This is a genomic window from Streptomyces sp. NPDC104202, from assembly GCF_055584185.1.
Genome location: NZ_JBVJMN010000104.1, coordinates 1 through 13,811, shown reverse-complemented (window position 1 = coordinate 13,811; position 13,811 = coordinate 1). Strand labels below are relative to the sequence as shown.

Here is a 13,811-nt window from a genome sequence, read left to right as displayed (position 1 = left end):
CCCCCCCCCCTCCCCCCCCCCCCCCCCCCCCCCCCCCCCCCCCCCCCCCCCCCCCCCCCCCCCCCCCCCCCCCCCCCCCCCCCCCCCCCCCCCCCACGCCGTGGCTCAGACCGCGGCCGCCTCCGCCTCCGTCTTCTCGGCGGCGGGGGCGGTCACCGGAGCCGTACGGGGGGCGTGGCCGCCCCGCAGACCGACCCGGGCGATGACCGCGACGAGCGCGAAGGCCGCGGCGCCGATCCAGAAGGTGAGGGTGAAGCCGGACTCGGCGGGGAGGGCCGGGACGCCGGCGGGCAGGTGCTCCAGGGTCTGCGACGCGAGGATCGTGGTGACGACGGCGCTGCCGATCGCGCTGCCGGTCGAACGCGAGATGGAGTTGATGCCGTTGGCGATGCCGCTCTGGTGGTGCGGGACGCTCGCCATGATGACGGCGGGCATCGCGGCGTAGCCGAAGCTGACGGCCGCGCCGACGACGACGCCGGCGCCGATCACCGAGGCGATGTGCGCGTGGTCGAGGGCGAGCCAGGCGAAGCCCAGGGCACCGAGGGCGGCGGCCAGGCCCAGCGCGGTCCGCGGTCCGCGGTGGCGGACCAGCTGGCCGCCGATGGGGGAGGCGAGCAGCGAGACGATCGCGCCCGGCAGGAGGAACTCGACGGAGGCGCGCAGGATCGAGGCGCCGAAGCCGTAGCCGGTGAGGGCCTCGGGCATCTGGACGAGGTAGGAGACGCCGAGGAAGTTCGCGAACATGCCGAAGCCGACGAGGACGCCGGCCAGGTTGGCCATGAGGACCGGGCGGTGGACGAACATCCGCATGTCCACGAGCGGTTCGCGGACCTTGAGCTCGGTGAGGACCCAGACGACGGTCATGACGGCCGCGCCGGCGAAGCTGCCGAGGGTGCGGCCGGAGGTCCAGCCCCACTCGTGGCCCTGGGAGATGGGCAGCAGGAGGAGCAGCAGGGTGACGCCGAGGGTCAGGGCGCCGAGGAAGTCGGTCCGGCCGCCGGTCTTGTGGCGGGTCGCGGGGACCAGGAGGACGACCGCGAGCAGGGCGAGGACGGCGAAGGCCGTCGCCATCCAGAAGGCGCTGCGGTAGTCGGCGTCCGCGCCGGAGGTCAGCAGGCCGGTGGCGACGAGGGCGAGGCCGCTGCCGAACGCGAGGGTGCCGCTGACGAGGGACATCGCGCCGGGCAGCTTCTGCGGGCGGACCTCCTCGCGGAGCACGGACAGGGCGAGCGGGAAGATCGCGGTGGCGGCGCCCTGGAGGACGCGGCCCAGGATCAGCACGGGGAGCGAGGTCGCCAGGGCCGCGATGACGGAGCCGGCGACCATGACGCCGAGGACGGCCACCAGGGTGGGCTTCTTGCCGTGCTGGTCGCCGAAGCGGCCGAGCAGCGGGGTGAAGACGGCGGCGGAGAGGAGGGTGGCGGTGGTCACCCAGCTGACGCCGGCGGTCGTGGTGCCCAGGTCGTTGCGGATGAGGCCGAGGATCGGGACCGGCAGGGTCTGCATCATCGACACGACCATGGCGGCGAGGCTGAGCGCGAAGACGACGAGCGTCTCGCGTCGCTGCTCTCCGGCGGGCGGGGGAGTCACATGGCTCATGAGTGGGGGCCTTCTCGGTGCTTCAGGTCATAGATCGTTGATGACATCAAGTAATTCGTCGAAGGTAGCCCCCGATACTTGAGGAGGTCAAGTAAACAATTGATAATGTCAAGCATCGTGCGTACGCTCGACGCATGAGCGCGACGATCCCCGAGACGCCCACCAAGCTCCAGCTGCTGGAACTCCTCGCCGCCATCGGCACCGCCCAGTGGCGCGACTTCGCCGCGGCCGCGGCGCACCACGGCCTCACCCCCACGCAGGCCAAGGTCCTCGCCCAGCTGGGCGGACCGCTGCCGATGCGCGCCCTCGCGACCCTGCTGGTCTGCGACGCGTCGAACGTGACCGGGATCGTGGACCGCCTGGAGGCCCGCGGCCTGGTGCGCCGGGAGCCCGACCCCGCCGACCGGCGGGTCAAGAACGTGGTGGCCACGGACGAGGGCCGGGACGTCGTCCGGCGCGTCCGCGAGGAGATGCAGACCACCCACGGCGCCCTCGACACGCTCGGCGCGGAGGACAGCACGGCGCTGTACGGCCTGCTGGCACGACTGCGTCCGGGCATGGAGAAGGACGCCTGAGGGGATTCCCCGCCCAGGCGTCCGTGACGCGGATCAGTCCCGGCGCTCCCCGAAGGCGGCCAGGATGCGCTCGGCCGCCAGCGTCGCCGTCAGCTCGCCGTCCCTGACGCGCCGCTCCAGGGCCGGTGCCAGCTCCTGGACCTGCGGATCGGTGTGCAGACGGCGCAGCAGCTCGTCGCGGACCATGGACCAGGTCCAGTCGACCTGCTGGTCGTGCCGCTTGGCGTCCAGCCGGCCGCTGGATTCCAGCAGCTCGCGGTGGTGCGTGAGGCGGTTCCACACCTCGTCGAGGCCCGCGGACTCGCGGGCGCTGCAGCTGAGGACCGGCGGCGTCCAGAACGGGTCGGCGCCGTGCATCAGCCGCAGCGCGCCGGCCAGTTCGCGCGCGGCGGCGCGCGCGTCCCGCTCGTGCGGTCCGTCCGCCTTGTTGACCGCGACCACGTCGGCCAGCTCCAGGACGCCCTTCTTGATGCCCTGCAGCTGGTCGCCGGTGCGGGCGAGGGTCAGCAGCAGGAACGAGTCGACCATGTTGGCGACGGCGGTCTCCGACTGGCCGACGCCCACCGTCTCCACCAGCACCACGTCGTGGCCGGCGGCCTCCATCACCACCATCGACTCGCGGGTGGCCTTGGCGACCCCGCCGAGCGTGCCGGCGCTGGGGGAGGGGCGCACGAAGGCCGCCGGGTCGACGGCGAGCCGCTCCATCCGCGTCTTGTCGCCGAGGATGGAGCCGCCCGTCCGGGTCGACGACGGGTCGACGGCGAGGACCGCCACCCGGTGGCCGAGCCCGGTGAGCATCGTGCCGAAGGCGTCGATGAAGGTCGACTTGCCGACCCCGGGCACCCCGCTGATGCCGATCCGCACGGCCTTGCCGCTGTGCGGCAGGAGCGCGGTCAGCAGCTCCTGGGCGAGGGCCCGGTGCTGGGGGCGGGTGGACTCGACGAGGGTGATCGCGCGGGCGACGAGCGCCCGCTTCCCGCCGAGCACACCCTCCACATAGGTGTCGAGACCGATCACCGGGCGTGCCCGAGGTCGGCCGCGAGCCGGGTCACCAGGTCGTGGGCCGCGTCCGGGATCACCGTCCCCGGCGGGAACACCGCGGCCGCGCCCATCTCCAGGAGCGTCTCCACGTCCTGCGGCGGGATCACCCCGCCGACCACGATCATGATGTCCTCGCGCCCCTCGGCCGCCAGCTCCTCGCGGAGCGCCGGCACGAGGGTGAGGTGTCCCGCGGCCAGCGACGAGACCCCGACGATGTGCACGTCCGCCTCGACGGCCTGGCGCGCCACCTCGGCCGGGGTCTGGAAGAGCGGGCCGACGTCCACGTCGAAGCCCAGGTCGGCGAAGGCGGTGGCGATCACCTTCTGGCCGCGGTCGTGGCCGTCCTGGCCCATCTTGGCGACGAGGATGCGGGGGCGTCGGCCCTCCTCCTCGCCGAAGGCGTCGACCAGGGCGCGGGTGCGGTCCACGGAGGGGGACTCGCCGGCTTCGTTGCGGTACACCCCGGAGATCGTACGGATCTGGCCGGCGTGCCGTCCGTAGACCTTCTCCAGGGCGTCGGAGATCTCGCCGACGGTGGCCATCGCACGGGCGGCGTCCACCGCGAGCTCCAGCAGGTTGCCCTCGCCGGCGGCGGCCCGGGTGAGCGCGGCGAGCGCGTCCTGGGTGGCCTGCTCGTCGCGCTCCTCGCGCAGCCGCTTCAGCTTGGCGATCTGCTGGGCGCGGACGGAGGAGTTGTCGACCTTGAGGACGTCGATCTGCTCGTCCGTCGCCACCCGGTACTTGTTGACGCCGATGACCGGCTGCCGGCCGGAGTCGATGCGGGCCTGGGTGCGGGCCGCGGCCTCCTCGACGCGCAGCTTGGGGATGCCGGCGTCGATCGCCTTGGCCATGCCGCCGGCCTGTTCGACCTCCTGGATGTGCTTCCAGGCGCGGGCGGCCAGGTCGTGGGTGAGCTTCTCGACGTACGCGCTGCCGCCCCACGGGTCGATGGTCCGGCAGGTGCCCGACTCCTGCTGGATGAGGAGCTGGGTGTTGCGGGCGATGCGGGCGGAGAAGTCGGTGGGCAGCGCCAGCGCCTCGTCGAGGGCGTTGGTGTGCAGCGACTGCGTGTGGCCCTGGGTGGCGGCCATCGCCTCGACGCAGGTCCGGGTGACGTTGTTGAAGACGTCCTGGGCGGTGAGCGACCAGCCGGAGGTCTGCGAATGGGTGCGCAGCGAGAGGGACTTGGAGTTCTTCGGCTCGAACTCCTTGACCAGCTTGGCCCACAGCAGGCGGGCGGCGCGCAGCTTGGCGATCTCCATGAAGAAGTTCATGCCGATCGCCCAGAAGAACGACAGCCGCGGGGCGAACGCGTCCACGTCGAGACCGGCGGCGCGGCCCGCGCGGATGTACTCGACGCCGTCGGCGAGGGTGTACGCCAGCTCCAGGTCGGCCGTCGCGCCCGCCTCCTGGATGTGGTAGCCGGAGATGGAGATCGAGTTGTAGCGCGGCATCCGCTGCGAGGTGTAGGCGAAGATGTCGGAGATGATCCGCATCGACGGCCCGGGTGGATAGATGTAGGTGTTGCGGACCATGAACTCCTTGAGGATGTCGTTCTGGATGGTCCCGGCCAGCTTCTCGGGCGGTACGCCCTGCTCCTCGGCGGCCACGATGTACAGCGCGAGGACCGGCAGCACGGCGCCGTTCATCGTCATCGACACGGTCATCCGGTCCAGCGGGATGCCGTCGAACAGCTGGCGCATGTCGTAGATCGAGTCGATGGCGACGCCCGCCATGCCGACGTCGCCGGTGACGCGCGGGTGGTCGCTGTCGTAGCCGCGGTGGGTCGGCAGGTCGAAGGCGACCGACAGGCCCTTCTGCCCGGCGGCGAGGTTGCGCCGGTAGAAGGCGTTGGACTCCTCGGCGGTGGAGAAGCCCGCGTACTGACGGATCGTCCAGGGCTGGTTGACGTACATCGTCGGGTACGGGCCGCGCAGGTACGGGGCGATGCCCGGGTAGGTGCCGAGGAAGTCGAGGCCCTCCAGGTCCTGCCCGGTGTAGAGCGGCTTGACGCCGATGCCCTCCGGGGTCTCCCAGAGGAGCTCGTCACCTCCCGCGGCCTTCTCGGCGGCGGTGCGCCACGCCTCCGGGCCGCCGGCGGCCGCCTGTGCCCCGAGCTCGATCCCGGAGAAATCGGGGATGGACATCAGGACACTCCCATGCGGTCAAGGGTGGTGGAGAGCAGGGCGACGGCGTCGCAGCCGGCGAAGGCGTACGCGTCGACACCCGTGTACTGCCCGGGGCGGCCGGCGAGCACGATGTGCGAGGCACCCGCGGCGCGCAGCTCCGCGGCGGTCGTCTCGGCGGACTCCGCGTACAGCGCGTCGCTGGAGCAGAGGCACGCCTCGGGGGCGCCGCTCTCCTCGAACGTGCCCTCGGTGACGGGCTCGATGCCGCCGGTCCGGAAGAGGTTGGCGGCGAAGGCCAGACGGGCCGAGTGCGCGGCCGCGGGGCCGATCGCGGCCAGGTAGACGCGCGGCCGGGCGCCGGTCGCCGCGAGGTGGGCGTCGGAGCGGGCGCGCAGCGTCTCGAACGCCTCGTCGCGGCGGACCCGGGGGAGACCGCCGGACGGCTGCTCGGGGGCGGGCGCGCGCTCGACCGGCTTCTCGTCGAGGTCCGGGAACTCGCTGACGCCGGTGATCGGTTCGCGGCGGGTGGCGAGCCTGGCGCTGCGGGTGGCCCAGGTCTCGGCGAGGCGCTCGCCGAGGGCGCCGGAGCGCAGACCGGCCGCCAGGCCGCCGTCGCGCTCGATGCCCTGGAAGAACTCCCAGGCCGCGTGGGCGAGTTCGTCGGTCAGCCGCTCGACGTACCAGGACCCGCCGGCGGGGTCGATGACCCGCGAGAGGTGGGACTCCTCGATGAGGATGGTGGAGGTGTTGCGGGCGATGCGGCGCGCGAAGGCGTCCGGCAGGCCGAGCGCCTCGTCGAAGGGCAGGACGGTCACGCTCGCCGCCCCGCCCACGCCCGCGGCGAGGGTGGCCACCGTGGTGCGGAGCATGTTCACCCACGGGTCGCGGCGGGTCATCATCACCGGTGAGGTGACGGCGTGCTGGAGCTGGGCGCCGGCCTCGGGCGCGCCGCAGGCCTCGGCCACCCGGGCCCAGAGGCGGCGCGCGGCGCGGAGCTTGGCGACGGTGAGGAACTGGTCGGCGGTGGCCGCGTAGCGGAACTCCAGCTGGCCGCAGGCCTCCGCGACGCTCAGCCCGGCGTCGGTGAGACCGCGCAGGTAGGCCACGCCCGTGGCGAGCGAGCAGCCCAGCTCCTGGGCGGCCGAGCCGCCGGCCTCGTGGTAGGGCAGCGCGTCCACGGTGAGGGCCCGCAGGCCCGGGTACCCGTCGGCGCAGCGGCGCGCGAGTCCGGCGACGGCCGCGAGGTCGTGGGCCGGGCGGCCGGTGCGGGCCTCGAAGCCCAGCGGGTCCGCGCCCAGGTTGCCGCGGGCCGCGGCGGCGGCGACGCCCCGCTCCTCGTAGAGCGCGAGGAGGCGCTCGGCGGCGGCTGGGGTCTCCTCGCCCGCGTCGAGGACGACGGGCGCGAGGTCGAGGTAGACGTTCTCGAGGACGGCGGCGAGGGAGGACACCGGGATGCCGTTCCCGCCGACGCCCAGCCAGAGGGAGGTGACGCCGTTCTCCAGGTCGGAGAGGACCGCGTCGGCGTCGGCCGCCGTGTGGCGCTGGCGTACGTCCCACCCGCCGGCGGTGTTCCCCTCGGCGCGGTCGCCGCGGAGGAAGGGGGCGAAACCGGGCAGGCCGGCGTCGGGAGCGGTGTCGTGCGCGGTGTACAGCGGACGGGTGGTGATCCCGTCCTCCAGGAGGGTGGACAGGGCGTCCTCGGCGGCGTCGCCGGAGACCTCCTTGCCGGACTTGCGCAGGACACCCGCCACCAGGTGTTGCCACTGCTCGTGTGGCGCGTCAGGGAATTCGGACGCCAGGGAGAGGCCGTCGTCAGGCAGGACCGTCATGCTCGGATGCTAGGGGAGATCCACAAAGGAGCAGGAGGGCGTACGACTGTGACCTTCTTCATTTCCCGACGATGAGTTAGGTTAGGCTTGCCTAAGTAATGGTCAAGGTCTCCGTCACCTGTACCGGGAGAACGTGCATGCGTCCCTTCACCGCCCCCACCGGCCGGCCCCGGCCCGCCGAACGTGTCCGGTCGATCCTCACCGCCGCCCACTCCATGACCGTCGTCACCGACGGTCGCCACCAGGAGGTGCACCGCCTCGACGGCACGGGACCGATGGGCCACATCCACCTGCACGACCCGTCCGAGGACTGCCAGGCCGCCGGGACCGACCGCGTCCCCGTCCGCCTGGAGTTCACCGACATCGCCCCCACCCCCGTCCGCGAACGCCTGCGCGCCCGCGTCACCCTGACGGGACTTCTGCCCGCCCCCTACGTCGCGGACGCCACCGCGAGCACCTGCATGGAGTTCGGCCAGGCCCTCCTGGAGGACGCCGACGGACGCACCTACGTCGGCCTCGACGCGCTCCAGGCCGCCGCACCCGACCCGCTGGCCGGCGCCGAGGCGGGCCTCCTCACCCACCTCGCCGACGGCCACGCCGAACTCGTCCCGCTGCTGCTGCGCCTCGTCCGCCCGCGCCCCGACCGCGACCTCGTCCGGGTCCTGCCCGTCGCCCTCGACCGGTACGGCCTCACCCTCCGCCTCGAACACCGCTCGGGCCACCACGACGCCCGGCTCCCCTTCCCCACCCCCCTCACCGACATCGACCAGGCCGGCCCCCGCATCCACGCCCTGCTCGCCGCCGCACGCCGCTCGTCCCACCCCAACAGCCTCCCGGCCTGAGCCGCCCCGCCCGCCGCGGCGCTCCCCTCCCGGCCGAGATGCCGGAGCGACGCGGCGGGCGAACAATGGGACGGGTAGGCCCGCGCATGACGTCGGTGCCGGTACCCGCTCGGGGATTGCCAACCGGACACGGCCACGCCCATGAACGCAGGAAAGCCGGCTCCGAGCCGGTCCGCACCCCCCAAGGGCGCCCTCTACCGCACCGGACACTGGTGCGCCCGGCACTTCCTCGTCGTCATCGCCCTGTGGCTCGCGGCCGTCGCGGGCCTCCAGGTCCTCGACCGGGCCGTCGGCGGCCAATTCTCCGACAACTTCGCGCTCCCGGGCGTTCAGTCGGCGGACGGCCTCGCCGTCCTCCAGGCGCACGACCCCGCGGCCGGCGGCTACGGCGCCCAGGTCGTCCTGAACCGGCCCGCGGGCCCGCTCACCGACGAGGCGTCGACGGTCAACGACGCCGTCGCCGCGCTCGCTAAGCTCCCCGACGTCCTCAGCGTCCAGAACCCGCTGCCGCCGCCCGGGACCACCCCGCCCGCACTGCCCGCCGGCACCCCCAACGTCGGACCCCTCTCCACCGACGGCAAGACGGCGTACATCACCATGCGCTTCAGCGTGACGCCCTCCACTCTCGGCGCCGACTACCTCGACGGCGTCGACGCCGCCGTACAGCCCCTGAGGGACGCCGGGGTCACCGTCGAGTACGGCGGCCCGCTCGGCGAGCTCGCCCGCCCGGCGGCCGACGACCGCACCAGCGAGGCGATCGGCTTCGCCGTCGCGATCGTCGTCCTCCTCATCGGCTTCGGCACCGTCATCGGCGCCGTCATGCCCCTGGTCACCGCGCTCCTCGGCGCACTCTGCGGGCTCGCCCTGCTCGGCCTCGCCGCGGCCGCGTTCACCTTCGGCACGGTCTCGCCCACGCTCGCCACCATGATCGGCCTCGGCGTCGGCATCGACTACGCGCTGTTCCTCATCACCCGCCACCGCCAGAACCTCATGAACGGCCACGATCCCGCCGACGCGGCCGGACTCGCCACCACCACCAGCGGACGCGCCGTCCTCGTCTCCGGCTGCACGGTCATCATCGCCCTGTCCGGACTGTGGGTCTCCGACGTCACCTTCATCGGCAAACTCGGCCTGGCCGCGGCCTTCACCGTCGTCACCGCCGTCCTCGCCGCGCTCACCCTGGTCCCGGCCATGCTCGGGCTCGTGGGCCGCCGCATCGACCGCTACCACGTCCGCAAGCCCGTGGCCGAGACCGACGCCGAGCCCGGCGCCCCGGCCCACGGCACCTGGCACCGGTACGCCCAGCGCGTCCAGAAGCGCCCCTGGTGGTTCCTCGGCGGCGGCGTCCTCGCCCTGCTGGTCCTGGCCTTCCCCCTGCTCTTCATCCAGCTCGGCCACATCGGCGACGGCGCCGACCCCAAGTCCTTCACGGACCGCAGGGCGTACGACCTGATCTCCACGGCCTTCGGGCCGGGCGCGAACGGGCCCCTGACCGTCGTCGTCGACCAGTCCGCCGTCCCCGCCTCCGACCGTGCCGCGCTCGGCACCGCACTCCAGAAGTCGCTGACCGGCGTCCCGGACGCCGCGTTCGTCACCCCGCTCCAGGCCACCCCGGACGGCGACGTCCTCATCGGCACCGCCTACTCCGTCGCCTCGCCGCAGGACGAGAAGACGACCCGGCTGACCGACCACCTCGTCGACGACGTCCTGCCGCAGGCGGTCGCCGGCACCGACGCCCAGACCTACGTGACCGGCACCACGGCCGCCCAGGTCGACTTCCTCGACATCGTCTCCAGCCGACTGCCGCTCATCATCGCCGTCGTCGTCGGCCTGGCCTTCTTCGTCATCCTGATCGTCTTCCGCGGCCTGCTGGTGGCACTGAAGGCGGCGGTCCTCAACGTGCTGTCCATCGCCGCCTCCTACGGCGTCGTCGTGGCCGTCTTCCAGTGGGGCTGGGGAGGACCCGCGCTCGGCGTCTCCGGGAAGGTGCCCATCGAGAGCTACGTCCCGATGATGATGTTCGCCATCGTCTTCGGCCTGAGCATGGACTACGAGATCTTCCTGCTCTCCCGCGTCCGCGAGGCGTGGCTGCGCACCGGTGACGCCGAGGCGTCGGTGGCGCACGCCCTGGAGATCACCGCGAGGGTCATCACCTGCGCCGCGCTCATCATGGTCAGCGTCTTCGCGGCCTTCATCGTCTCCGACAACATCGTCGTCAAGATGCTCGGGCTCGGCCTCGCCGTCAGCGTCCTCATCGACGCCACCGTGGTGCGGCTGCTCCTGGTCCCCGCCGTGATGACCCTGCTCGGCAAACACGCCTGGTGGATCCCCGGTTGGCTGGACCGCATCCTGCCGCACCTCGACACCGAGGGCGAGGGCGAGATCACCCCTGACGGGACAGCTGACCCAGCAGCTTCCCCGTCCGGCGCCGACCGTCCTCCCCGTTGAGGTCCGTCGCGGTGAAGACCACCGCCCCCGCCTCGCGGTACCGGCGCACCTCGGCGGCGACCGCCTCCTCGTCGCCGCGCACCGGGCCCCGCCCGCCATGATGGGGGCATGAAGTCTCTCGCCGAAGTGGACGAACTGGCGGCCCTGGCGCACGCCGGGCAGGTCGACAAGACCGGTGCCCCCTATGTCGCGCACGTGCGCGCGGTGGCGGCGGGACTCGCCCCGCTGGGCGCGCACCTGGCCATGGCCGGCCTGCTGCACGACGTCATCGAGGACACCGACTGGACCGCCGAGCGGCTGCGGGCCGCGGGCGTCCCGGACGCCGTCGTCGCCCTCGTCGAGGCCGTCACCAACCGGCCCGGCACGCCGTACGAGGAGAAGATCCGCGGCATCACCGCCAACCCGGACGCCACCCTGGTGAAGATCGCCGACAACGCGCACAACAGCCGCGCGGACCGGTCGGCCGCGCTCCCGGCCGCCCAGCGGGAGCGGCTGGCCGCCAAGTACCGCGCGGCCCGCGACGTCCTGTGGGCGGCGGCCGACCCCGCGCGGGTCGAGGCCATCCTCACGCGGGTCAACCCCGGCCTCCTGCCCGAACTGGCGGAGCGCCGGCAGGATGGCGCAGGGCGGGTCGAGCCGGATGAACGGGATGAAGAGGGCCGAACTGCCTCTACGGCAGCCGGGCGCTGTTCCAGCCCGCCAGCTCCGTCGGCCGGTTGGTGATCACCCCGTCGACCCCGAGGTCGGCGAGCGCCTTCCAGCGGGCCGGACGGTCCACCGTCCAGACGTTCACGGCCACGCCCGCCGCGTGCAGCTCGGCGACCACCCCGGGGCGCGCGGACAGCGCCGCGTCCGCCACGTTGTACGCCGACAGGTCCAGCTCCTCGGCGAGGGCGACCGGGTCGGAGTCCAGACGGTCGCGCAGCAGACCCAGCGGCAGCTCGGGCGCGAGCTCGTGGACGTACCGCAGCGACGGGATGTCGAAGCTCTGCACGAAGACCCGGCCGGTCATCTCCCGCTCCCGGATCTCCTCCACGACACGGGACACCTGGGCGTGGCTGTGCGGCCCCTTGATCTCCAGGAGCAGGTTCCCGCCCCGCGTGCGCAGGTCCTCCAGCTGCGCGGCGAGCGTCGGGATCCGGGCGCCGGCGTACGCGGGCGCGAACCAGGAACCGGCGTCGAGCGCGTCCAGCTGGGCGGCCGTCAGGCTCCGCACCGGACCCGTCCCGTCGGTCGTCCGGTCGACGGTGGTGTCGTGGAGGACGTACGGCACGCCGTCCTTGCTGGGCTGGACGTCGTTCTCGATCCACTTCGCCCCGCCCCGGCGGGCCACCTCGTCCGAGACCAGCGTGTTCTCCGGCGCCGCCGACGGGGCCCCCCGGTGGGCGATCACCGTCAGCGGCGCTCCCGCCGCCCGGAGCCAGGGCCCCTTGCCGGCGTTCTTCCCCGCGGTCCGGTCCGCCGGTCCGGGCGTCGACTGCGAGGGCGTCGCGGCGACGACGACCGCGGCCGCGACCGCGGCCACGCCGAGCACCCCGCCGGCGAGGGCGGTGTTCCTGCGGCGCCGGGACCGGGGAGCGTGCGGAGGAGCGTGTCTCATGAGCCGACACCTTACGGGGGCCGGCGCCCCGTCCCGGCAGGAGACCCGGCGACACGACGCGCGGCGCAAGCCCTTCGCCGATTCGTCCGGTCTGCGGCATGGTGGGAGGCGTGCCCGGAGCCGTGCCATCGGGGGACCACGGCTGGGGCGTGAGGGGTCGGGGGAGACTCATGGACACCGGTACGACGCATGCGCCGGAAGGCGACGAAGCGACCGCCGCGACCCGCCGGACGGCCGGGCCGGAGCGGGGCAGGAGCGTCCTCGAAGGGGCCTTCGCGCTGCTCGACGCCCTGCGGCGGAGCGGCGACGAGGCCGGTGTGACCGAACTCGCACTCGCCTGCGGGGTGCCGAAGGGCAGCGTGCACCGGCTGCTCGACCAGCTCGTCGGAGTCGGCGCGGTCGAACGGAAGGGCAACCGCTACCGCGTCGGCCCGCAGCTCTACCGGCTCGGCCAGGCATGGGAACCGCACCCCGGTCTGGTGGCCGCCGCACGGCACCCGCTCCAGCGGCTCCGGGCCGTCACCGGCGCGAGCGTCGTCCTCGCCGTCATGCGCGAGGAGATGGCCCTCACGGTGGGTTCCGTCCCCGGCGACCTGGAGCCGCTCCTGCCGCTGCGGGACGGCATCGCCTTCCGGCTCGACACCGCCGCCGGAAAGGCCCTGCGCGGACCCCTCCGCGGCGGCGCCGTCCTCGACAAGGAGGACGTGATGGCCGGGGTGTGCTGCGCCGCGCTGCCGGTCCGCGCCCCCGACGGGCGGACCGTCGCCGCGCTCGCCGGCCTGGTCCCGGCCGGCCGGCGGCTCGACGCGCTCGCCCACGCCGTCGCCGAGGCCGGAGCCGCCGTCACCCGCGCCCTCGCCCGGGGCGGACAGCGAAGACCGGTTCCGACCGCCGCCCTCGTACTCTGACCACCCCCCCCGGCCCTGGTCTTCGGCGGCGCCGTTCCGTCCAGCGGAACGCGCGTAGAACCGGAGCGGTCCGGCCGGGCACAGTGAGTGTCGTGCCGGGGGGAAACGGCACACCGGCCCGCCGGGACGGCGGACCGGAACTCATGTCACACGCGTGACCCGATGTGTGGGGGGACCACATGCGCAAGAACCGAGCCGCCCGATTCGCCGCCACCGCCCTGCTGGGCCTCGGCAGCCTCGGCGCCTTCGCCGGCACCGCGCACGCCGAGCCGATCGACTACGTCAGGATCGAGCTGGTCGAGCTGCACTGCCAGAAGAACAGCGAGGGCGACCACGACGAGGCCTACCTCAAGATCACCGACGCCAACGGCAACCCCGTCAAGGTCTGGCCCGGCAACGGCGTCAAGTACCAGACGATGGGCACCGGTTACGTCCGCTCCATGGCCGACGGCAACGGCAACGCCGCGCTCATCCTGGGCAGGGAGCAGGCCCGCACCCTGACCCTCTGGGACTACGACACCACCAGCGGCGACGACAAGCTCGGCGCCACGCTCGTCACCGGCAGCGAGGTCGGCGCCGAGACCCAGTGGCGCAGCGTCGAGGGCTCCGGCGGCGTCTACGTCATCGGCTACCGGGTGATCGACATCTGATCCACGGCCAGGACCCCGCCGACCGGCCGCCGGCCGGCATCCGAACGGGGGGAGGGGGGGGGGGGGGGGGGGGGGGGGGGGAGGGCCCCCCCCCCCCCCCCCCCCCCCCCCCCCCCCCCCCCCGCCCGGCCCCCCCCCCCCCCCCCCCATAGAAAAAGCCCCCCCCCCCCCCGCCAGCCCCCCCCCCCCC

General features: G+C 73.7%; 10 protein-coding genes and 1 pseudogene. 6 read left to right on the top strand and 5 right to left on the bottom strand.

The window, feature by feature from the left end; genetic code table 11:
• Window positions 1–105: 105 nt before the first annotated feature.
• Window positions 106–1,599 carry an MFS transporter gene (locus ACZ60W_RS36310; RefSeq protein WP_469759672.1) on the bottom strand — a complete coding sequence of 498 codons (1,494 nt, stop codon included), beginning with the start codon at window positions 1,597–1,599 and terminating at the stop codon, window positions 106–108.
• Between the two features lie 134 nt (window positions 1,600–1,733).
• Here ACZ60W_RS36310 and ACZ60W_RS36305 point away from each other — a divergent pair, with 134 nt between their 5' ends.
• Complete coding sequence (locus tag ACZ60W_RS36305) at window positions 1,734–2,174, top strand: MarR family winged helix-turn-helix transcriptional regulator (RefSeq protein WP_469759671.1); 441 nt, start codon at window positions 1,734–1,736, stop codon at window positions 2,172–2,174.
• Between the two features lie 33 nt (window positions 2,175–2,207).
• Here the strand turns inward: ACZ60W_RS36305 and meaB are convergent, their stop codons facing one another.
• Genes meaB through ACZ60W_RS36290 form a run of 3 tightly spaced genes read right to left on the bottom strand, consistent with a single transcriptional unit; the run spans window position 2,208 to window position 7,173 of the window.
• The gene (gene meaB / locus ACZ60W_RS36300; protein WP_469759670.1) at window positions 2,208–3,191 is read right to left on the bottom strand and encodes a methylmalonyl Co-A mutase-associated GTPase MeaB; all 984 of its coding nucleotides are present in this window, start codon (window positions 3,189–3,191) and stop codon (window positions 2,208–2,210) included.
• On the bottom strand, window positions 3,188–5,362 hold the full coding sequence (scpA, locus tag ACZ60W_RS36295) for a methylmalonyl-CoA mutase (protein WP_469759669.1): 2,175 nt from the start codon (window positions 5,360–5,362) through the stop codon (window positions 3,188–3,190). The genes meaB and scpA overlap by 4 nt, the downstream gene beginning before the upstream one ends.
• On the bottom strand, window positions 5,362–7,173 hold the full coding sequence (locus ACZ60W_RS36290; RefSeq protein WP_469759668.1) for a methylmalonyl-CoA mutase family protein: 1,812 nt from the start codon (window positions 7,171–7,173) through the stop codon (window positions 5,362–5,364). The genes scpA and ACZ60W_RS36290 overlap by 1 nt, the downstream gene beginning before the upstream one ends.
• A gap of 137 nt (window positions 7,174–7,310) precedes the next feature.
• Here ACZ60W_RS36290 and ACZ60W_RS36285 point away from each other — a divergent pair, with 137 nt between their 5' ends.
• From ACZ60W_RS36285 to ACZ60W_RS36275, 3 genes and pseudogenes are all read left to right on the top strand, one after another.
• Window positions 7,311–8,015 carry a DUF2470 domain-containing protein gene (locus ACZ60W_RS36285; protein WP_469759667.1) on the top strand — a complete coding sequence of 235 codons (705 nt, stop codon included), beginning with the start codon at window positions 7,311–7,313 and terminating at the stop codon, window positions 8,013–8,015.
• Window positions 8,016–8,156: 141 nt separating this feature from the next.
• Window positions 8,157–10,463 (top strand): MMPL family transporter, encoded by a 2,307-nt coding sequence (locus tag ACZ60W_RS36280; protein WP_469759666.1) that lies wholly within the window; start codon window positions 8,157–8,159, stop codon window positions 10,461–10,463.
• A gap of 108 nt (window positions 10,464–10,571) precedes the next feature.
• Window positions 10,572–11,063, top strand: a pseudogene (locus ACZ60W_RS36275) (HD domain-containing protein); the annotation flags it as partial.
• 70 nt (window positions 11,064–11,133) lie between these two features.
• On the opposite strand, the gene ACZ60W_RS36270 reads toward ACZ60W_RS36275, so the two are convergent.
• On the bottom strand, window positions 11,134–12,063 hold the full coding sequence (locus ACZ60W_RS36270) for a glycerophosphodiester phosphodiesterase (RefSeq protein ID WP_469759665.1): 930 nt from the start codon (window positions 12,061–12,063) through the stop codon (window positions 11,134–11,136).
• A 170-nt stretch (window positions 12,064–12,233) separates the two neighbouring features.
• Here ACZ60W_RS36270 and ACZ60W_RS36265 point away from each other — a divergent pair, with 170 nt between their 5' ends.
• Together ACZ60W_RS36265 and ACZ60W_RS36260 are read left to right on the top strand one after the other, a co-directional pair.
• Complete coding sequence (locus tag ACZ60W_RS36265) at window positions 12,234–12,971, top strand: IclR family transcriptional regulator (protein ID WP_469759664.1); 738 nt, start codon at window positions 12,234–12,236, stop codon at window positions 12,969–12,971.
• Window positions 12,972–13,150: 179 nt separating this feature from the next.
• Window positions 13,151–13,621 carry a hypothetical protein gene (locus tag ACZ60W_RS36260; protein WP_469759663.1) on the top strand — a complete coding sequence of 157 codons (471 nt, stop codon included), beginning with the start codon at window positions 13,151–13,153 and terminating at the stop codon, window positions 13,619–13,621.
• The last annotated feature ends 190 nt before the right edge of the window (window positions 13,622–13,811 follow it).

Bases quoted from the DNA above. Each gene is read 5' to 3' on its own strand.
- ACZ60W_RS36310 (WP_469759672.1), bottom strand. From the start codon at position 1,599: ATGAGCCATGTGACTCCCCCGCCCGCCGGAGAGCAGCGACGCGAGACG.
- ACZ60W_RS36305 (WP_469759671.1), top strand. From the start codon at position 1,734: ATGAGCGCGACGATCCCCGAGACGCCCACCAAGCTCCAGCTGCTGGAA.
- scpA (WP_469759669.1), bottom strand. From the start codon at position 5,362: ATGTCCATCCCCGATTTCTCCGGGATCGAGCTCGGGGCACAGGCGGCC.
- ACZ60W_RS36290 (WP_469759668.1), bottom strand. From the start codon at position 7,173: ATGACGGTCCTGCCTGACGACGGCCTCTCCCTGGCGTCCGAATTCCCT.
- ACZ60W_RS36285 (WP_469759667.1), top strand. From the start codon at position 7,311: ATGCGTCCCTTCACCGCCCCCACCGGCCGGCCCCGGCCCGCCGAACGT.
- ACZ60W_RS36280 (WP_469759666.1), top strand. From the start codon at position 8,157: ATGAACGCAGGAAAGCCGGCTCCGAGCCGGTCCGCACCCCCCAAGGGC.
- ACZ60W_RS36270 (WP_469759665.1), bottom strand. From the start codon at position 12,063: ATGAGACACGCTCCTCCGCACGCTCCCCGGTCCCGGCGCCGCAGGAAC.
- ACZ60W_RS36265 (WP_469759664.1), top strand. From the start codon at position 12,234: ATGGACACCGGTACGACGCATGCGCCGGAAGGCGACGAAGCGACCGCC.
- ACZ60W_RS36260 (WP_469759663.1), top strand. From the start codon at position 13,151: ATGCGCAAGAACCGAGCCGCCCGATTCGCCGCCACCGCCCTGCTGGGC.